The following is a 20,307-nucleotide window of genomic DNA, read 5'->3' as shown; positions in this document are numbered from 1 at the left end:
CGCCCCATCTGCCGCGCAATGTCGCACAGCAGCGACCCGAGGCCGCGGAACGGACGTGACGAGACATGCCGACCCCTACCCCCTGGTGGGCCCGTGCCGTGCGGCCGGTGAGGCCGCCGGTACCGGTGGTGTTGATGGTGCGGGCGGCGGTGGGCATGGCGGTGCCGCTGGTGGTGGGGCTGTGGGCGCACCGGTTGGATCTGGGGGTGTTCGCCGGGCTGGGGGCGATGCACGCGACGATGAACGACCGCCTGGAGCCGGTGCGGTTGCGGGCGGTCCGGATCGGGTCGGCGGTGGCGGCTTCGGCGTTGGGGATGCTGGCCGGTACGGCATTGCAGCATGCTCACGCGGGTGTGCTGGTGCTCGGTGCGGGGTTGACCCTGACGGCGTTCGTGTCGGGGGCGTTGAGTGCGACGGGTCCGCGGGGGTCGGCGGCCGGGATGCTGTTGCTGGTGTCGGCGGCGTTGGGCAGTGGGATGCCGCTGCCGGGCCCGTGGTGGGCGGCAGCGCCGATGATGCTGGTGGGGGCCGCGTTCGTCGCGCTGTTGGGTCTGCCCGGCCGTGCGGCCGAGCCGAGTCGTCGGGCGCTGGCCGCCGTGTACGAGGCGCTCGGCCGCACCCTGGGCGACCTGGGCACCGCCCGGGGTGCGGAGTCCCGCCGGGCGCTGACGACCAGCCTGAACCGGTTGCAGGACCTGCTGCCCGAGCAGCACCGGACCGGGACGGCCCTGCGCCCGATGTACGAGGCGGCACTGGCCGCCACCGAGGCCGCGACCGGTCTGCTGTGGGCCCGGCGCCCGGTGCCGCCGGAGGTGGCCGACGTCGCGAACCGGTTGGCGCGGGCCGTGCGGCAGGGCGGCGGCGAGGTGACGGTACCCGACTGGCGGCCGGACACCCCGGCCCGTCAGGCGCTGGACGTGGCGTTGCGCGCCGCCGCCGACACCGTGGCCGGGCGCGAGACCCGCCTCGGCACCGCCCCCGCGCCCCCGCCCGACCCCTGGCGGCTGAGGGGCCGGCTGTGGCGGGGCCCGTCGGTCCGGTACGGCCTGCGGGTCGCGCTGTGCATCGCGGTGGGCTCGGCGGTCACCGCCAACTACCCGCTCAGCAAGAGCTACTGGGTGCCGATGACGATCGCGTTCGTGCTGAAGCCGGACTTGGGGTCGGTGTTCCTGCGCGCGGTGAGCCGCGCGGTCGGCACGGTGCTGGGCGTGGTGGTGACGGCGGCGTTGCTGTCGCTGACCACCCAGGAGTGGGCGCTGACCGCGGTGGCGGCCGGCTGCGTCGCCCTGCTGCCGTACGTGACAGCGGCGCACTACGGGCTGAACACGGTGGCGATGACGCCGATGGCGCTGGTGCTGCTGCAGTTGGGCGGGCAGTCGGGCGCGGCCGAGTTCTGGCCGCGGGTGCTGGATTCCGTGCTGGCGAGTGTGATCGTGCTGCTCTTCGGCTACCTGCTGTGGCCGGAGCGCCCGCGCCACCGGATCGAGCCCCGGCTGGTCGCCGCGACGACCGCCCTGCGCGCCTACCTGGACGCCACCACCGGGAACGGCGGCGCCCAGGCCCAGGTCTGGCTGCGCCGTACGGCCTACCGGTCGTTGGCGGACGCCCGGCAGGAGGTGCGGCAGGGCCTGGCCGAGCCGCCGCCCACCGGCCGGCTGGCCGAGCAGTGGCTGCCGGCCACCGCCGCGCTGGAGCGGCTCGGCGGCGCGGTGGCGGCGTTCGCCGCGCAGATCCGGTACGGCGGCCGGGTGCCCGACCCCACCGAGACCGAGCGGGTCCGCCGGGCGCTGGACGAACTGACCGCCGCCGCCCGGGAGCACCGCCCGCCGACCAGGCCGGCGGCCCGGCCGGACGCACCGCACGACCCGGCGCTCAGCGCGCTGGGCCGTGCGGCGGACGAGCTGGAACTGCTGCTCAGGAAGCCGTAGTCCCGCACTCCCGCCAATGAAGCCGTAGCCGAGAACGCCGCAACCACGAACTCCCGCTCAAGAACGAGCAGTTCAGACCTGTTCGGCCAGCTCCAGCCAGCTCATCTCCAGTTCCTCCTTCTCCTCCCGGACGGCCCGCAGCTGCCCGTCCAGCTCGGCGACCTTGGAGAAGTCGGCGGCGTGCTCGGCGAGTTGGGCGTGCAGCTTGGACTCCTTCTCGTCCAGCTTGGCGATCTGCCGCTCGATCTTCTGCATCTCCTTCTTCGCCGCCCGCAGGTCCCCGCCGGACAGCGCCGGGGCACCGGCCTCCTCGGCCACCGGAGCGCCCGCGGAGCCGGACGGGGAGGATGCGGGAGCAGCCGTGGCCGCCATCCGCGCCCGCCGCTCCAGGTACTCGTCCACCCCGCCGGGCAGCATCCGCATCTTCTTGTCCCCGAGCAGCGCGTGGACGACGTCGGTGGTGCGCTCGATGAAGAACCGGTCGTGGCTGATGACGACCATCGATCCGGGCCAGCCGTCGAGCAGGTCCTCCAGCTGGTTGAGGGTCTCGATGTCCAGGTCGTTGGTGGGCTCGTCGAGGAAGAGCACGTTGGGCTCGTCCATCAGCAGCCGCAGCAGCTGGAGCCGGCGCCGCTCGCCGCCGGAGAGGTCGCCGACGGGCGTCCACTGCTTGTCCTTGCCGAAGCCGAACTGCTCGCACAGCTGGCCGGCGCTCATCTCGCGGCCCTTGCCGAGGTCGACCCGCGAGCGGACCTGCTCGACGGCCTGCAGCACCCGGATCTCCGGGTCCAGTTCGGCGATCTCCTGGGACAGGTAGGCCAGTCGTACGGTCTTGCCGACCTTGACCACGCCCGAGGAGGGCTGCACGTCACCCTCGGAGGCGTACGCGTCCCGGAGCGCCCGCAGCAGCGAGGTCTTGCCGGCGCCGTTGACGCCGAGCAGGCCGATCCGGTCGCCGGGGCCGAGCTGCCAGGTGAGGTTCTCGAGCAGCAGCTTGGGGCCGGCCTTGACGGTGACGTTCTCCAGGTCGAAGACGGTCTTGCCGAGCCGGGCGTTGGCGAACTTCATCAGCTCGCTCTTGTCGCGGGGGTCCGGCACGTCGGCGATCAGGGCGTTGGCGGCCTCGATCCGGTAGCGCGGCTTGGAGGTGCGGGCGGGGGCGCCGCGGCGCAGCCAGGCGAGCTCCTTGCGGGCGAGGTTCTGGCGCTTCTGCTCCTCGACGGCCTCGATCCGGGAGCGCTCGGCGCGGGCGAAGACGTAGTCGGAGTAACCGCCTTCGTACTCGTGCACCTCGCCGTGCTGGACGTCCCACATCCGGGTGCAGACCTGGTCGAGGAACCACCGGTCGTGGGTGACGCAGACCAGTGCGGAGCGGCGCTTCTGGAGGTGCTGGGCGAGCCAGTTGATGCCCTCGACGTCGAGGTGGTTGGTGGGCTCGTCGAGGATGACCAGCTCGGGGGAGCCGAGCAGCAGCTTGGCGAGGGCGATCCGGCGGCGCTCACCACCGGAGAGCGGGCCGATGACGGTGTCCAGACCGTCGGCGAAGCCGGGCAGGTCGAGGCCGCCGAAGAGGCCTTCGATGATGTCGCGGATCCGGGCGTCGCCGAGCCACTCGTGGTCGGCGCGGCCGGCGATGACCTCGTGCCGGATGGTGGCCTCGGGGTCGAGCGAGTCGTGCTGGGTGAGGACGGCCGGTTCGAGGCCGCCGCTCCAGGTGATCCGGCCGCGGTCGGGCTCCTCCAGCTTGGCGAGCATCCGGATCAGGGTGGTCTTGCCGTCGCCGTTGCGGCCGACGACGCCGATCCGGTCGCCCTCGCTCACGCCCAGGCTCACCGCGTCGAGCAGGGTGCGGGTGCCGTAGACCTTCGTGACGGACTCGATGGTGGCGAGGTTGACGGCCACGTGTGCTGCGCTCCTGGGTTCGGCGGTCGGGGCGGGCCCAGCCCGCCCCTCTCTCGGGGACGCCCCGATCACCCCAGCCTAATGGGCTGGCCGCAACACCCCCGCCGCCGAGCGGCACCCTCGCCGCGCAAGCGCACCCTCACCGGGCGAGACGCCGCGCAAGCGCACCCTCACCGGGCGAGACGCCCCGCGAGTGGCCCCCTCGTCGAGCGAGAGGCCCCTGGCCCCTGAACCTCCCTAGACCACCGACGCCCCCGGCACCGGCCCGTACGTGGCGTGCGCGGCCCGGCAGGTGCCGGAGGCCAGCAGTGCCGCGGCGACGGCGGTGGCCGCCTCGGCGTCCTTGGCCAGGAAGGCGCAGGTCGGCCCGGAGCCGGAGACCAGGGCGCCGAGCGCGCCGGCCTCGGTGCCGGCCCGCAGGGTGGCGGCCAGTGCGGGGCGCAGCGAGAGCGCGGCGGGCTGGAGGTCGTTGGTGAGCGCGGCAGCCAGGGCGACGGCGTCGCCTTCGGCGAGGGCGGCGAGCAGCGCCCGGTCGGCATCGGGCGTGGGCACCTGGACGTCGCTGGAGCCGGTGCCGGCCTCCTCGCGGAGCCGGTCGCACTCGCGGAAGACGGCGGGGGTGGAGAGTCCGCCGTCGGCGACCGCGAAGACCCAGTGGAAGGTGCCCTCGGTCGGCAGCGGCGCGAGGATCTCGCCCCGGCCGCGGCCCAGCGCGACACCGCCGAGCAGGGCGAACGGCACGTCGGAGCCGAGTTCGGCGGCGAGGTCGAGCAGCACCGGGAGGGGGGTGTCCAACTGCCACAGCGCGTCGCAGGCGACCAGTGCGGCGGCGCCGTCGGCGCTGCCGCCGGCCATGCCGCCGGCGACCGGGATGGCCTTGGCGATGTGCAGGTGCACGCCGGGGTCGGCGATGCCGTGGTGGGCGGCGAGCAGCCGGGCGGCGCGGGCGGCGAGGTTGCTGTCGTCCAGCGGGACGGCGTCGGCGTCCGGCCCGGAGCAGCTCAGCGTGACGCCCTCGCCGGGGGTCGCGGTGACCTCGTCACCCAGCGCGACCGCGAAGAAGACGTTGGCCAGGTCGTGGAAGCCGTCGGCGCGCAGGCCGCCGACCCCCAGCTGGACGTTGACCTTGGCCGGTACCCGTACGGTGATCACTCACTGTCCTTCGCGGGCTTGTGCTCGGCGATCGCGGCGAACTGTTCCACGGTCAGCATCTCGCCGCGCAGCTTGTGGTCGATGCCGGCGGCCGTGAGGGCCTGCTCGGCCGCGGCGGCGGAGCCCGCCCAGCCGGCCAGTGCGGCGCGCAGGGTCTTGCGGCGCTGGGCGAACGCGGCGTCGACCACCGCGAACACCTCGGTCCGGCTGGCGGTGGTCTTCGGCGGCTCTCGGCGGACCAGCGAGACCAGTCCGGAGTCGACGTTGGGGGCGGGCCAGAAAACGTTCCGGCCGATGGCGCCGGCCCGCTTCACCTCGGCGTACCAGTTGGCCTTGACCGACGGGACGCCGTACACCTTGTTGCCCGGCTTGGCGGCGAGCCGGTCGGCGACCTCGCTCTGCACCATCACCAGGGTCCGCTCGATGCTGGGGAAGGTCGCCAGCATGTGCAGCAGGACGGGCACGGCCACGTTGTACGGCAGGTTGGCGACCAGTGCGGTGGGCGCCGGGCCGGGCAGCTCGGTGACCTCCATGGCGTCGCTGAACACCAGGTCGAAGGCGTCGGCCTTGCCGGGCATCCGGGCCGCGACGGTGTCCGGCAGGTGCCGGGCGAGCACCGGGTCGATCTCGACCGCGGTGACGTGCCGGGCCACCTCCAGCAGCGCCAGGGTGAGCGAGCCGAGGCCGGGCCCGACCTCCACCACGGCGTCCTGCTCCGTCACCTCGGCGGCCCGGACGATCCGCCGTACGGTGTTGCCGTCGATGACGAAGTTCTGCCCGCGCTGCTTGGTCGGCTTCACGCCGAACGCGGCCGCCAGCTCGCGGATGTCGGCGGCGCCCAGCAGGTGGCTCTCAGGGGTGGGGTCGGTGGTGCTCACGCGCCAAGGATACGGGCGCACGGGGTGCCGCCCGGACGCGCCGATCCCGATGTCACGCCTCAGTAGCCGAAGGCCCGCGCCGTGTTCGCCGCGATCGCCGCCGACAGCTCGTCCTCGTGCAGCCCGAGGGTGGCGGCCATCGAGCGGACCGTGACCGGGATCAGGTAGGGCGCGTTGGGCCGCCCCCGGTACGGGTGCGGGGTGAGGAAGGGCGCGTCGGTCTCGACCAGGATCCGGTCGAGCGGGGTGGCGAGGAGGGCGTCGCGCAGCGGCTGGTTGGCCTTGAAGGTGACCGGGCCGGCGAAGGAGAGGTACCAGCCGTGCTCGGCGCAGACCTTCGCCATCGCGGCGTCGCCGGAGTAGCAGTGGAAGACGGTCCGCTCCGGGGCGCCCTCGGCCAGCAGGACGGCGATGACGTCCTCGTGGGCGTCGCGGTCGTGGATGACCAGCGCCTTGCCGTGCCGCTTGGCCATCTCGATGTGGCGGCGGAACGACTCCTTCTGGATCTCCACCCCCTCCGGGCCGGTGCGGAAGTAGTCCAGTCCGGTCTCGCCCACGGCGCGGACCTGCGGCAGGGCGGCCAGCGCGTCGATCTCGGCGAGCGCCTCGTCCAGCGCCGCCTGCCCGCCCGCGCGCCGCTGCTGGCCGGACCAGCCGTCGGCGTCGCCGAGGAAGATCCGCGGCGCCTCGTTGGGGTGCAGGGCGACGGCCGCGTGCACCTGCTCGTACTGCGCCGCCAGCTCGGCGGCCCAGCGCGAGCCGGGCACGTCGCAGCCCACCTGGACGACCGTGCCGACGCCGACCGAGGCGGCCCGGGCGAGCCCCTCGGCCGGGCTGCCGGCCTGCATGTCGAGGTGGGTGTGCGAGTCGGCCACCGCCACGGCCAGGGGTTCCGGCAGCGGCGGCGGGGTCGACCGGTCGTCGTCCTTCTTGGCCATCAGGAGGCGGGCTTCTCTTCGAGGCGCGGGAACAGGATCTCGCCCTTGGTGACGGTGGCGCCGGCGGGCAGCCGGCCCCAGTCACCGGCGGTGGCGACGCGCTGGTCGGCGAGCACGCCGAGGCCCTCGGCGGCACCCAGCGAGGTCCACAGCTTCTCGGCGGTGGACGGCATCACCGGGTTGAGCAGCACGGCGGTGCCGCGCAGCGCCTCGGCGGCGGTGTAGAGGATGGTGGCCAGGCGGGCCTGCCCCTGCTCGGACTCGTCCTTGGCGACCTTCCACGGCTCCTGGGTGGTGAGGTAGCCGTTGACCTGCTTGACGAACTCGAAGATCGCCGCGAGGCCGCCGGCGAAGTCCAGCTCCTCGCCGATCTTCGCGTCGGCGGCGGCGACGGCCGCGGCCAGCCCGTCCGCGACGGCCTGCTCGGCCTCGCCCGCGGCGGTGGCGGCCGGCAGCGTCCCGCCGAAGTACTTGCCGACCATCGCGGCGACCCGGGAGGCCAGGTTGCCGAAGTCGTTGGCCAGCTCGGAGGTGTAGCGGGCGGTGAAGTCCTCCCAGGAGAACGAGCCGTCCGTGCCGAACGGGATCGCGCGCAGGAAGTAGTAGCGGTAGGCGTCCACGCCGAAGTGCGAGGTGAGGTCGGTGGGCGCGATGCCGGTCAGGTTGGACTTGGACATCTTCTCGCCGCCGACCATCAGCCAGCCGTTGGCGACGACCCGCTTGGGCAGCGGCAGGCCCGCGGCCATCAGCATGGCCGGCCAGATCACCGCGTGGAAGCGCAGGATGTCCTTGCCGACGAGGTGGACGGAGGCCGGCCACAGCTCGGCGAAGCGCTCCGGGTCGCTGCCGTAGCCGGCCGCGGTGATGTAGTTCTGCAGCGCGTCCACCCAGACGTAGAGGACGTGCTTCTCGTCCCACGGCAGCGGCACGCCCCAGTTGAAGGTGGAGCGGGAGATCGACAGGTCCTTGAGGTCCTGCTCGACGAAGCGCAGCACCTCGTTGCGGGCCGAGGCCGGCTGGATGAAGTCGGGGTTGGCGGCGTAGAACTCCAGCAGCCGCTCGCCGTAGGCGGACAGCCGGAAGAAGTAGTTCTCCTCCTCCAGCCACTCGACCGGCTTCTTGTGGACGGAGCAGAGCTTCTCGTCCTCGGTGGCGCCGTCGAGCAGTTCGGCGGGGAGCTTGAACTCCTCGCAGCCGACGCAGTACGGGCCGGAGTAGCCGCCCTTGTAGATCTCGCCCTTGTCGAACAGGTCCTGGACGAACTCCTGCACCCGGGCGGTGTGCCGCTCCTCGGTGGTGCGGATGAAGTCGTCGTTGGCGATCTCCAGGTGCCGCCAGAGCGGCTTCCAGGCCTCCTCGACCAGCTTGTCGCACCACTCCTGCGGGCTGACGCCGTTGGCCTCGGCGGTCCGCATGATCTTCTGACCGTGCTCGTCGGTGCCGGTCAGGTACCACACCTTCTCGCCGCGCTGGCGGTGCCAGCGGGTGAGGACGTCGCCCGCCACGGTGGTGTACGCGTGGCCCAGGTGGGGACGGTCGTTGACGTAGTAGATCGGAGTGGAAACGTAGAACGCCGGGGCGCTCGCCCCGGTGGTGCTGTGGTCTGCAGTGGCCGCCATGGTCGGAAAGCTTAGTCGGGCCCGAACACACCCTTGAACCGAATAACCCGGGGGCGCCCGCACGCCCCCCGGACGAACCGGGGCCGCCCGCCGCACTGCTCGCGGCGGGCGGCCCCGGCTGCGCTCCCCGGGCCGGCGGTCAGCCCAGCAGCCGCGACCAGAACCGGGCCCAGCGTCCGCGCGGCCGGGTGGGTTCGGACACCGGGGGCGCCCCGGCCGGCTCGGCGTGCGCCGGGTAGCCGGGAGCGTGCTGCCAGGGCTGGTCGGCGGAGGCCACCCGGCCCTCGCGCATGATCCGGACGGTGTGGCCACCGCAGCCCGGGCAGGTCGGCTTGAGCAACGGGGACGGCACCCGGACGCCGTTGGCGTGGTACTCGAACACGATGTGGCCGTCCTTGGCCACGTGGTGCTCGATGTCGTACGCCTGCTCCCAGCCGTACCCGCAGCGCAGGCAGGCGAAGGAGTAGGCCTCCCGTACGGTCTCGACGGGAGTGTGCGCCCGCCCCGCCAGGCCGGGGGCGCTCAGCGCGTTGCCACTGCGGGGGCTACCGATCGTGTCGCTCATAGCCGTCTCCCAGTGCCCGTCGGGCGCTCGCCCGGCTGGGTCTTTCCATTCCAGCAAATGCCCGGACCGCTCCGCCCGACGCCCTTCTTGTGAAGACTTGGATGCGGGTTGGGGAGTCCTATACGAAAGGCCTCCCGGGGCCACGTGAACGCGGCCGAACCTTCAGCTCAGCGGGCGTTTAGCCGGGCCTTCACTCCAAGGTACGACTCCCCGCCCGCCACGCAACCCCCGGAATTCACCCCTTTTTCAGAGCCTCGCCGGAAGCGTCCTTCTTGGCCGCCACCACCGCGTCGAAGACGTCCCGCTTGGGCACGGACAGTTCGACCGCGACCGCCGCGATGGCCTCCTTGCGCCGCTCCCCGGCCTCCTCCCGGACGGCCACCAGCCGGGCCAGCTCGGCCGGGGTCAGCTCCTGGGGCGCGGCCGGCGGGGCGCCCGCGACCACGACGGTGATCTCGCCCTTGACGCCGTCCGCCGCCCAGGCCGCCAGCTCGCCGATCGGCCCGCGCTTGACCTCCTCGTAGGTCTTGGTGAGCTCCCGGCACACCGCGGCCGGCCGCTCCGGTCCGAAGGCCTCGGCCATCGCGGCCAGCGCGTCGGCGATCCGGTGCGGGGCCTCGAAGAAGACCATGGTGCGCGGCTCGGCGGCGACCGAGGCCAGCTGCCGGGCCCGGTCGCCGGTCTTGCGCGGCAGGAAGCCCTCGAAGGTGAAGCGGTCGACCGGCAGGCCGGACAGCGCGAGCGCGGTGAGCACGGCGGACGGCCCGGGCACCGCGGTGACCTTCACCTCCGCCTCGACGGCCGCCGCCACCAGCCGGTAGCCGGGGTCGGAGACCGAGGGCATCCCGGCGTCGGTGACCAGCAGCACCCGGGCGCCGCCGAGCAGCGCCTCGACCAGCTCGGGGGTGCGGCCGACCTCGTTGCCCTCGAAGTAGGAGACGACCCGCCCCGCCGGTGTCACCCCGAGCGCCTGGGTGAGCCGGCGCAGCCGCCGGGTGTCCTCGGCCGCGATCACGTCGGCCGTGGCCAGTTCGGTGACCAGCCGGGGCGGGGCGTCCGAGACGTCGCCGATGGGGGTGCCTGCGAGAACGAGTACTCCTGTCACGGGCCCCATCCTTGCAGTTCCGCGCCGCCGGGGCTTTTGGTGACGATTCGGGCAGCTTGCGAGGGACCGCTCACACGTACGAGGCGCGCCCCTACGATGTGGCGGATGAACGGCGACACGGCGGCGCAGGCGCCCACTGGTACGGACCACTCCGCGCAGGGCGGTGCCGGCCTGCCGTCCCCCCGCTCACCCGGATCAACCGGATCACCGCTGGACTGGCGGCAGCGCCTGGCCGGGTTCGGCTACCACACCCGCCCGGCCGGCACCCTCGCCGAACGCCTGGTGCCGCCGATGCCGGACGGCCCCCGGGTGACGCCGTCGGACGTCCCGCAGTCCCCGCTGCTGCTGCGCCTGGGCCTGCGGCTGCCGCAGGGCCTCTGGTACTTCCTGTGCCGCTGGTCCGGCTGGCTGGGCCCGATCGCGGTGGCGGTCTTCGCCGGACTGCTGCGGTTCACCGACCTCGGCCAGCCGAACGCGATCATCTTCGACGAGACGTACTACGCCAAGGACGCCTACGCGCTCTGGCACGGCGGCTACGAGATCAACTGGCCGGAGGACGCCAACACGACGCTCATGACGCCGGGCGCGGCCGTCCCCTACCGCCCGATGGCGTCGTACGTGGTGCACCCGCCGGTCGGCAAGTGGATCATCGGCGCCGGCGAGCAACTGTTCGGCATGCACCCCTTCGGCTGGCGGTTCTCGGTGGCCCTGCTCGGCACCCTGTCGGTGCTGATGCTGGCCCGGATCGCCCGCCGGATGTTCCGCTCCACCCTGCTGGGCTGCGTGGCCGGCCTGCTGCTCTCGGTGGACGGCCTGCACCTGGTGCTCAGCCGGACGGCGCTGCTCGACCTGGTGGTGATGTTCTGGATGCTCGCCGCCTTCGGCTTCCTGCTGCTGGACCGCGACCGCACCCGGGCCCGGCTGGCCGCCCGGCTGGGCGGGGTGGCGGACCCGCTCCTGGCCCAGCGGCTCAACCTGGGCTGGCGCCCGTACCGGATCGCGGCCGGCGTCTGCGTCGGCCTGACCTGCGCCACCAAGTGGAGCGGCCTGTACGTCGCGGCGGCCTTCGGCGTGCTGACGGTGCTCTGGGACGTCGGCGCCCGCCGGCTGGCCGGCGCCCCGCGGCCGTACCTGGCGGTGCTGGCCCGGGACGTGGTGCCCGCCTTCGTGTCGGTCGTCGTGGTCTCGGTGGCCGTCTACCTGGCCTCCTGGTGGGGCTGGTTCGCCAGCAGCAACGCGCCCGGCCGGGGCGGCTGGGGCCGGGACTGGGCGGTCGGCCGCACCACCGACTACCCGTGGATACCCGAGGGCCTGCGCGCCCTGTGGCACTACCACTCGACGGTCTACGAGTTCCACACCCACCTGACCGATCCGCACACCTACCAGTCCAACCCGTGGTCCTGGCTGGTGCTGGGCCGCCCGGTCTCCTTCTACTACGAGTCCCCCAAGCTCGGCCAGAACGGCTGCACCGTCGCCGACTGCGCCCGCGAGGTGCTGGGCATCGGCACCCCGCTGCTGTGGTGGACGGGCGTGCTGGCGCTGGTCTACTGCCTGTGGCGGTGGGCGTTCCGCCGGGACTGGCGGGCCGGCGCGCTGCTGTGCGGCCTGGCCGCCGGCTACCTGCCGTGGTTCCTCTACCAGCAGCGGACGATCTTCCTCTTCTACGCGGTGGTGTTCGTCCCGTTCCTGGTACTCGCCGTGACGATGCTGATCGGTGCCCTGATCGGGCCGCCCGGCGCCTCCCGGGACCGCCGGATCATCGGGTCGGCGGCGGCCGGGCTGCTGGTGCTGCTGATCGTCTGGAACTTCCTGTACTTCTTCCCGCTGTTCACCGGCCAGACCGTCCCGCTGCAGGACTGGCGCTCCCGGATGTGGTTCAACAGCTGGATCTGAGGCCGGCGGCCGGGTGCGGACCACCTGCACACGCTTCCCGCGAATCGTCCGTACCCGGTCCACGACACGTACCAGATCCGTCACAAGTCCCCGGCCTTTCGTCGGCGGACCGATCGGCCCTGCCTAGGGTGGGAGGCGTACCGCGTTTCCGGCCCCGCCGGTTGCGCCCGGCCGCGATACCCCTGGGGGCTCAGCACCATGCGCAGTGGCGCGAAGATCGGCATCATCACCGGCGTGTCCATCGCCGTCCTCGCGGGCGGCGGCTACGGGGCCTACAGCCTGATGGGCTCGGACTCCGGGTCCTCCGGCGACAAGAAGCCCCGCACGGTGGTGGCCGAACCGCCCTCGGCCGATCAGGCCGCGGCCGGTGCGAAGGACTTCCTGGCGGCCTGGGCCTCCGGCGACATCGCCAAGGCGGCCTCGCTGACGGACGACCCGGCGGCGGCCACCACCGCGCTCACCGCCTTCAAGGACCAGGTGAAGCCGAGCGCGCTGACCCTCGCTCCGGCCGGTCCGGCCACCCCGCAGGCCTTCGCCTCGGCCACCGGCACCCCGGCCCCGGCCAAGCCCGGCGGCGCGGCCTCGGCCACCCCGTCCGCGACCGGCACCCCCGGCGCCACCGACTCGCCGTCCGCCGCCGCCACCGGGCCCACCGGCGTGCTGATGGGCTTCAAGGCCCGCGCCGAGTTCGAGGGCACCAGCCGGGTCTGGGACTACAACGGCTTCCTCGGCGTCGTGAAGATGAGCGACAACACCCCGGCCGTGCACTGGACCCCCTCGGTGATCCACCCCCACCTGTCCGGCAACGAGACCATCGCCACCCAGCAGGTCTTCGCCCCGCCGTCCACCGTGGTGGACCGCAACGGCAAGCCGCTGCAGGGCGCCTCGCTCACCCCCGCGCTGATGGCCACTCTGCAGGACAACGCCCACAAGCTGCTGCCGCCGGACCCGAACAAGGACAAGGACGCGGGCAGCGCGGTGGTGATCACCGACCCGTCCGGCAAGACCGCCGCGGACAAGCTGTTCACCATCGTCGAACCCAAGCCCGGCCAGCCGTTCAAGGTGACCATCGACAACACCCTCCAGGCCGCCGCCGAGAAGGCGATGACCGACCTGGGCGGCAAGCAGGGCTCGATCGTCGCCATCGAGCCGAGCACCGGCCAGGTACTGGCCTTCGCCAACGCCCCGGCCACCGGCCAGAACCGGGCCTTCACCGGCCTGCTCGCCCCCGGCTCGACGATGAAGATCGTCACCTCGACGGCCCTGCTGGAGGCCGGGCTCACCCCGGACTCCACGGTGGCCTGCCCGGAGAAGAGCAGCAACCCGGTCGCGATCCCGAACGACTTCCCCGGTGCCTTCCCGGACAACACGCTCCAGAAGGACTTCATGGTGTCCTGCAACACCGCCTTCATCAACCAGGGCCTGACCAGCCTCAAGCCCGAGACGCTGTCCGGCACCGCCAAGGACGTGTACGGCATCGGCCTGGAGTGGAAGACCGGCCTGCCGAACGCCGACGGCAAGATCCCGGCTACCCCGGGCAGCAAGGACGAACAGGCGATGAACTACATCGGCCAGGGCAAGGTCCAGATGAACCCGCTGGCCATCGCCTCGATCACGGCGACCGTCCAGAGCGGCGGGTTCAAGCAGCCCGTCCTGGTCGCCGGCCTGCCGCAGCAGCAGGCGGCCCGGCAGATCTCGCCGGACGTCGCCGCCAAGCTGCGCGCGATGATGAACGCCACCGCCGTCGGTGGCACGGCCAGCCAGGTGATGGCCGGGATCACCGACAACGCGGGCGCCAAGACCGGCTCCGCCGAGGTCCAGGGCGCCTCCACCACCAACAGCTGGTTCACCGCCTTCCGCGGCAACCTGGCGGTCGCCGCCGAGGTCCAGGGCGGCGGCCACGGCGTCGACGCGGCGGGCCCGGCGGTCGCCTCGCTGCTCAAGACCGGCAACAAGTAGCCCGGGTACACCCACCGCCCCGAGCGCCCCGAAGAGGCGGGCGGGCGAACGACAGAGCCCGCTCCGCCGACCCGGCGGAGCGGGCTCCCCGCGTCCCCGGCCCGGCTCAGCCCCTCGACAGGGCTCAGCCCCTCGGCAGGACCGGTTCCGGCGCGTCCGGCGCGGGCCTCGGCGGCACCGGGCGGCGGCTGCTCCAGCGCCGGGCGGCCAGCCGGGGCCAGATCACCAGCACGGCCGGCAGCGCCAGGTACCCGAACCGCCCGGCCGGGGCGAGCGTGAAGGCGATCGCGAGCCCGGCGGCCAGCAGGTCGGCGGCGGCGATCGCGGAGACCGGCGGCCGGGCCAGCAGCCAGATCGCCACCCCGACCAGGGCCATGGTCATCAGCGCCAGCGAGACGGTGTGCCCGGTCGGCCCGAAGCCGGCCAGCACCTTGCCGGGCAGCGGGCTGCCGGCCGGGGTGCGGATCGCGGTCATCCCGAGCGGGAAGCGCACCACCTGGTCGCGCAGCGCCTGCGGCTGGGTCAGCACGGACGGCAGCAGCACCGCCGCGCTCACCCCGACCCCGATCAGCGCGGTGCGGGCGGCGGGCCGGCGGCCGTACAGCCGCCACAGCAGCAGGACGGCCACCGGCAGGGCCGGCCAGGCGGTCCACTTGAGGCTGCAGGCGAGGGCGAGCACCAGCCCGGCGGCGACCGTGCGGTCCCGCTCGGCGAGCGCCATGGCCAGGCAGCAGACCCCGATCAGCGGCAGGTCGACCCCGCCGACCACCAGGGCGAGCGCTATCAGCGGCGAGGCGGTGAGGACGGCCAGCGGCAGCAGCGGGGCGCGGTCCCTGGAGGGCCGCAGCAGCCGCCAGGCGGCCAGCAGGCAGACGACGAAGGTGAGGGCGAACCAGATCCGGGCGTCCCCGGCGACCCGGGCGAACGCGGTGGAGCTGCCGAGCAGCTGGCGGGGCAGTCCGAACAGGGACATTGCCGGGAGGTACGGGTTGTAGTCGGTGACCACCACCGGGTGCGGGAGGTAGACGTCACCGGTGGTGAGCAGCAGGTGGGCCGAGCGTTCGACCACCATGACCTCGGACTGGTGGCGGCCGGTCACGGCGAGCAGTCCGAGCGGCGCCAGGACGGCCCCGAGCAGGGCGACCACGGCGGCGGCCTCGGCCGCGAAGCGGCGCGGCAGGGTGAGGCAGAGCAGCCCGGCCACCACGTAGGCGGGGGCCGCGACGAGACCCCACAGCCGCTGGTTGGCCAGGTCGGAGACGAGCGGGAAGGCCGCGGCCCAGCCGGCCGCGATCAGACAGCCGAGCAGCTGCACCCAGCGCAGCGAGGCGAGCCGGGCGGGATTCCACCGATCGAGCGTGGGCGGGAAGGTGCTCTCACCACGCTGTCGGGGGAACGGGCGGGGCGTGGCGCCCCCCGCCGGTGGCCCGGGTCTGGCCGGAAGTTCGGTGCTGATGGTCGGGGCCGGCGTTCTGGCGCGGCCGGTGAAGCGGCCGCGCGGGCGGGAGAAGCCGGGCGTGCGGGTGCTCACCATGGTGGAAGGTTATGGCGGCCAACCGGGCCCTGTCGCCATCGCCTCGGGCCCCGTTCGGCACGCTACGCGCGTAGGGCCGCCGGGTGTCGTACCGGGCGGCGGCCCTTCACGATTGGGTAACGGCCGGTCGGCCGTCCGGTCAGCCGGCGTTGGTGTCGGCCGGGACGCCCTGCTGTCCGGCCCGCTCCAGCCGGGAGTGCTTGATGCTGTAGCCGAAGTAGACGACCACGGCGACGCCGAGGGCGATCGCCCCGGCCCGGAAGGTGTCGGCGTGCAGGCCGGTGATCAGGTAGACGCAGAAGCCGATGCTGATCAGCGGGATGACCGGGTAGCCGGGGACCTTGAAGCCGCGCGGCAGGTCGGGCTGGGTGCGGCGCAGGACGATCACGCCGATCGAGACCACCGAGAAGGCGATCAGGGTGCCCAGGCTGGTGATGTCGGCGAGCACGTTCAGCGGGATGAACGCGGCCAGGGCGCCCACGCCGACCCCGACCACCAGGGTGTTCCAGACCGGGGTGCCGGTGCGCGGGGAGAGTTCGGCGAAGCGCTTGGGCAGCATGCCGTCGCGGCCCATCGAGTACAGGATGCGGGTCTGGCCGTAGATCACCACCAGGGTGACGCTGAAGATCGAGATGATCGCGCCGACCGCGAAGAGCATCGCGGGCCAGCTCTGGCCGGTGATGTCCTGGAGGATCTGGGCGAGCCCGGCCTCCTGGCCCTTGAAGTCCTGCCAGGGCTGGGCGCCGATGCCGGCCAGGGCGACCAGGATGTAGAGCAGGGTCACCACGACCAGCGAGATGATGATCGCCATCGGCATGGTGCGGCGCGGGTTCTTGACCTCCTCGCCGGCGGTGGACACCGCGTCCAGGCCGATGAAGGAGAAGAAGATGCTGGAGGCGGCCATCTGCACGCCGCCGATGCCCAGCGGCATGAACGGGGTCAGGTTGCCGGAGCGGAAGCCGGTGAGCGCGATGCCGACGAACAGCAGCAGGATGACGATCTTGATCCCGACCATGGCCGCGTTGACCTTCACCGACTCGCTGACGCCGCGGACCAGCAGGAAGCAGATCATCGCGACCAGCAGCAGCGCCGGCAGGTTGAACCAGTGGGTGGCGTCCGGCGCGCCGGACAGCCGCTCGGGGATCTTGACCCCGAAGGCCAGGTCGAGGAACTTGTTCAGGTACTCGGCCCAGCTGACCGCGATCGCGGAGGCGGAGACGCCGTACTCCATCAGCAGGCAGATGCCGACGCCGAAGGCGACGCCCTCGCCGAGGGTGGCGTACGCGTAGGAGTACGAGGAGCCGGAGACCGGGATCGCGGAGGCCATCTCGGCGTAGCAGAGCGCGGTGAGCCCGGCGGTGACGGCGGCGATCACGAAGGACAGGATGACGGCCGGCCCGGCGTCCGGCACCGCGGTGCTGAGCACGAAGAAGATGCCGGTGCCGATGGTGGCGCCGATGCCGATCGCGGACAGCTGCCAGAGGCCGATCGAGCGGCGCAGGTGGATGCCGGAGCGTCCGCCCTCCTCGGGGGCGCCGGCCGGGAGGCCGTGGCCCTCACTCTCCGCGATCAGGGTCGAGACGGGCTTGCGTCGCAGCAGACGTGCACCAAGGGTGTTGCTGGCCAAAACGGCGGTCCTTCTAGGCGAGGGAGGGTGTCCTAGGGGCCGGTCACCCGTGGCACCGGGGGGTGCCTTCGGGGACCAACCGAACAAACATGGGACAGTACCCCGCGAAGACACCAGTGTCGCAAACAAACAATACCGATCGGCGCATTGTACGAATTGGCACATCAGACATAACAAACCAGACACTTCGCACTCGTCGTATCTCCAGCCGTTCCGGCAAAACGTCCAGCTCAGCCCGTCCGATTGGCCTCATCGGCCGAGCACCGCCCGCAACACCGACCGGGCGATCGGAGCGGCCAGCGCGCCACCGGTCACATCCGTGGCGTCACTGTCCGCGACCACCACGGCCACCGCCACCGGCGGCACCGCGTCCGAACCGGCCGGCTTGGCCCAGGCGATGAACCAGGCGTACGGCGTCCCGCTGTTGTCCACCCCGTGCTGGGCGGTGCCGGTCTTGCCGCCGACCACCGCCCCGTCGATCCGGGCGTTGCCGCCGGTGCCCTTCTCCACCACGTCGGTCATCAGCCGCCGCACCTGCCCGGCCACCGCCGGGGTCAGCGCCCGCCGGTACACGGCCGGCTTCATCCGCTCCACCTCGGTGCCGTCGCTCCTGGTCAGCCGGTCCACCAGCTGCGGCCGCATCACCGTCCCGTCGTTGGCGATCCCGGCCGCGACCATCGCCATCACCAGCGGGGTGGCCGCGGTGTCGAACTGCCCGATCGAGGAGAGCGCCAACTGGGACGGGCCCATCGCGGTGTCCACGTTGGAGCGGGCCGGGCGCACCGGCACGTCCAGCCTCGGGTCGTTGAAGCCGAAGCCCTCGGCCGTCGCCACCAGCCCGGACAGCCCGATCCGCACCCCCAGGTAGCCCAGCACGCTGTTGCAGCTGACGGTCATCGCCGTGTCCAGCGAGAGCCCCGGCCGGTCGCAGGCCGCGCTGTCGTTGACCAGCGGCGTGGTCGTCCCGGGCAGCACGTACGGGAAGGGCGCGGAGGTGGGCGCGTCCGGGTCGGTGACCACCCCGGCCGACAGCGCCGCGGCCGCGGTGACCACCTTGAAGGTCGAGCCCGGCGGGTAGGTCTGGCGCAGCGCCCGGTTGAGCATCGGCTGGTCGGTGTCGTCCTGCAGCCGGTTCCAGGCCCTCTGGTCGGCGCCGGCGGACCCGGCGAAGGAGCCCGGATCGTACGAGGGGGTGCTGGCCAGCGCCAGGATCCGCCCGGTGGCCGGCTCGATCGCGGCCACCGCGCCCTTCTGGTCGCCGAGCCCGCGCATCGCGGCCTGCTGGGCCGCCCGGTCGATCGTGGTGTACACGTCCCCGCCGGGGTTGCGCCGGCGGGAGACCGCGTCCCAGACCGACCAGCCGCTCAGCCGCCCGTCGGTGCCGGTCAGCAGGTCGTCCTCGGTGCCCTCCAACTGGCTGTTGCCGTACGCCTGGGAGGCGAAGCCGGTGACGGCGGCGTAGGTCGGGCCGTCGGTGTAGTCACGCTTGTACGCGTACCGGCCGCCGGTCGGGCGGGAGCCGGTCACCGCCTGGCCGCCGACCAGGATGTCGCCGCGCGGCTGGGCGTACCGCTCGACGGTGAGCCGCTGGTTGGCCTGGTTGCGGTCCAGTCCGTCGGCCTCGAACACCTGCACCCGGGTGGCCTGCACGCACAGCGCCCCGACCAGCAGCAGGCAGAAGGTGGCCGCCCGCCGGCCGGTGACCGAGATCCCGGGCAGCCCCTGCGGGCCGTTGCCGTCGGGCCGGACCCCTCCGGGCCGACCCGCTGGCCGGACTCCTCCGGGCCGGTTCCGGGCCATCACACCCCTCGGGAACGGGCCGCCGGGCGTCGTCGCTCATCCGCACCAGCAACGCCACGATGATCCAGTTGGTGACCACCGAGGAGCCGCCCTGGGCGATGAACGGCATGGTCATCCCGGTCAGCGGGATCAGCGCGAGCACCCCGCCCGCCACCACGAACACCTGCAGCCCGACGATCGCCGCCAGCCCGATCGCCAGCAGCCGCCCGAACGGGTCGCGCAGCGCGATGCCGGTGCGGAAGCCGCGCGAGACCAGCACCGCGTACAGCAGGAACACCGCGGTCAGCCCGGTCAGGCCGAGCTCCTCGCCGATGGTGGCGAGGATGAAGTCCGACTTGGCGGCGAAACCGATCAGCACCGAGTGCCCGTTGCCCAGCCCGGTGCCCAGCTCACCGCCCCAGGCGAAGGCGAACAGCGACTGGGCGATCTGGTTGGCGCCCCGGCCGGCCGTGATCGAGCCCAGCGGGTCCAGCCAGTCCACCACCCGGCTGTGCACGTGCGGCGAGAGCCAGCCCACCGTCACCGCGCCGACCGCCGCCAGCCCCAGCCCGATCGCGATCCAGCCGGTGCGCGCGGTGGCCACGTAGAGCATCACCACGAACAGGCCGAAGTACAGCAGGGCCGTCCCGAGGTCGGTCTCCAGCACCAGCACCCCGACGAAGGCCGCCCAGATCATCAGCACCGGCCCGAGCACCCGCCCGCGCGGCAGCTGCCAGCGCCAGACCCGGCGGCCGGTGAGCGCCAGCGCGTCCCGGTGCACCGCCAGGTACGCCGCGAAGAAGACGGCCAGCAGGATCTTGGCGAACTCCCCCGGCTGGAAGGACAGCGGCCCGACGACGATCCAGATCCGGGAGCCGTACACCGGAGGGAACAGGATCGGCACCACCAGCAGGACCAGCGCCAGCAGCGCCCCGACGTGGGCGTAGCGGCGCAGCCGCCGGTGGTCGCGCACCAGCAGCACCACGGCGGTGAACAGCGCCACCCCCAGGGCCGACCAGAGCAACTGGGTGGAGGCGGCCTCCCGGCCGGGGGTGGCCCGGTCGAGGCGGTAGATCACCACCAGCCCGATCCCGTTGAGCAGCACCGCGATCGGCAGCAGCAGCGGGTCCGCGTACCGGGCCCGCCACCGGATCACGCCGTGCGCCGCCAGGGCCAGCACGCCGAGCGCGGCCCCGTACTGGGCGGCGTCGGCGGGCGCCTCGCCGTCCAGGTCGACGCCGACCTCGACGTAGCCGAACACGGCGGCCAGGACGGCGGTCAGCACCAGCACCAGCTCGGTGGTGCGCCTGGTGGGCACCGGCCGGGCGGGCCGGGCGGCGGATCTCGTCACGGCGGAGGGTGTCGCCACGGACCGTCCTGGGAGGGGAGGCGGGAGTCGAAGGGGCCGACCGGGTCCGGGCACCGGCA

General features: G+C 73.1%; 13 protein-coding genes and 1 pseudogene. 3 read left to right on the top strand and 11 right to left on the bottom strand.

Annotated features, from left to right (window positions below; all coding sequences use genetic code 11):
• Positions 1–65 precede the first annotated feature (65 nt).
• Entirely contained in the window at positions 66–1,928 is a 1,863-nt protein-coding gene (locus ACZ7BZ_RS16580) for an FUSC family protein (RefSeq protein WP_470358945.1), read from the top strand.
• 72 nt (positions 1,929–2,000) lie between these two features.
• Here ACZ7BZ_RS16580 and ACZ7BZ_RS16575 read toward each other — a convergent pair whose 3' ends face one another.
• From ACZ7BZ_RS16575 to rsmI, 7 genes are all read right to left on the bottom strand, one after another.
• Entirely contained in the window at positions 2,001–3,830 is a 1,830-nt protein-coding gene (locus ACZ7BZ_RS16575; RefSeq protein WP_470358944.1) for an ABC-F family ATP-binding cassette domain-containing protein, read from the bottom strand.
• Between the two features lie 237 nt (positions 3,831–4,067).
• Entirely contained in the window at positions 4,068–4,982 is a 915-nt protein-coding gene (locus ACZ7BZ_RS16570) for a 4-(cytidine 5'-diphospho)-2-C-methyl-D-erythritol kinase (protein WP_380457210.1), read from the bottom strand.
• Complete coding sequence (gene rsmA / locus ACZ7BZ_RS16565) at positions 4,979–5,860, bottom strand: 16S rRNA (adenine(1518)-N(6)/adenine(1519)-N(6))-dimethyltransferase RsmA (protein WP_470358943.1); 882 nt, start codon at positions 5,858–5,860, stop codon at positions 4,979–4,981. Before rsmA ends, ACZ7BZ_RS16570 begins: the two co-directional genes overlap by 4 nt.
• A 59-nt stretch (positions 5,861–5,919) precedes the next feature.
• Positions 5,920–6,798, bottom strand: a complete 879-nt coding sequence (locus ACZ7BZ_RS16560; protein WP_380457206.1) for a TatD family hydrolase — start codon at positions 6,796–6,798, stop codon at positions 5,920–5,922.
• A complete protein-coding gene (gene metG, locus ACZ7BZ_RS16555) occupies positions 6,798–8,417 on the bottom strand; it encodes a methionine--tRNA ligase (protein WP_470358942.1) in 1,620 nt (539 codons plus the stop codon). The genes ACZ7BZ_RS16560 and metG overlap by 1 nt, the downstream gene beginning before the upstream one ends.
• A 139-nt stretch (positions 8,418–8,556) precedes the next feature.
• Positions 8,557–8,982, bottom strand: a complete 426-nt coding sequence (locus ACZ7BZ_RS16550; RefSeq protein WP_470358941.1) for a hypothetical protein — start codon at positions 8,980–8,982, stop codon at positions 8,557–8,559.
• A 235-nt stretch (positions 8,983–9,217) separates the two neighbouring features.
• A complete protein-coding gene (gene rsmI / locus ACZ7BZ_RS16545; RefSeq protein WP_380457200.1) occupies positions 9,218–10,087 on the bottom strand; it encodes a 16S rRNA (cytidine(1402)-2'-O)-methyltransferase in 870 nt (289 codons plus the stop codon).
• A 96-nt stretch (positions 10,088–10,183) separates the two neighbouring features.
• Here rsmI and ACZ7BZ_RS16540 point away from each other — a divergent pair, with 96 nt between their 5' ends.
• Entirely contained in the window at positions 10,184–11,980 is a 1,797-nt protein-coding gene (locus ACZ7BZ_RS16540; RefSeq protein ID WP_470358940.1) for a dolichyl-phosphate-mannose--protein mannosyltransferase, read from the top strand.
• 198 nt (positions 11,981–12,178) lie between these two features.
• Positions 12,179–13,939, top strand: coding sequence for a penicillin-binding transpeptidase domain-containing protein (locus tag ACZ7BZ_RS16535; RefSeq protein WP_470358939.1), 1,761 nt, complete (start codon positions 12,179–12,181; stop codon positions 13,937–13,939).
• Between the two features lie 124 nt (positions 13,940–14,063).
• Here ACZ7BZ_RS16535 and ACZ7BZ_RS16530 read toward each other — a convergent pair whose 3' ends face one another.
• From ACZ7BZ_RS16530 to ACZ7BZ_RS16515, 4 genes and pseudogenes are all read right to left on the bottom strand, one after another.
• On the bottom strand, positions 14,064–15,473 hold the full coding sequence (locus ACZ7BZ_RS16530; protein WP_470358938.1) for a glycosyltransferase 87 family protein: 1,410 nt from the start codon (positions 15,471–15,473) through the stop codon (positions 14,064–14,066).
• Positions 15,474–15,612: 139 nt separating this feature from the next.
• Positions 15,613–17,265, bottom strand: coding sequence for an amino acid permease (locus ACZ7BZ_RS16525; protein WP_470358937.1), 1,653 nt, complete (start codon positions 17,263–17,265; stop codon positions 15,613–15,615).
• A gap of 84 nt (positions 17,266–17,349) precedes the next feature.
• Positions 17,350–18,900, bottom strand: a complete 1,551-nt coding sequence (locus ACZ7BZ_RS16520) for a penicillin-binding transpeptidase domain-containing protein (protein ID WP_470358936.1) — start codon at positions 18,898–18,900, stop codon at positions 17,350–17,352.
• A 7-nt stretch (positions 18,901–18,907) separates the two neighbouring features.
• A pseudogene (locus ACZ7BZ_RS16515) lies at positions 18,908–20,248 on the bottom strand (FtsW/RodA/SpoVE family cell cycle protein); the annotation flags it as partial.
• Positions 20,249–20,307: the final 59 nt, after the last annotated feature.

The organism is Kitasatospora sp. NPDC036934 (assembly GCF_055608425.1).
This window is presented reverse-complemented; position numbering and strand designations above follow the sequence as displayed.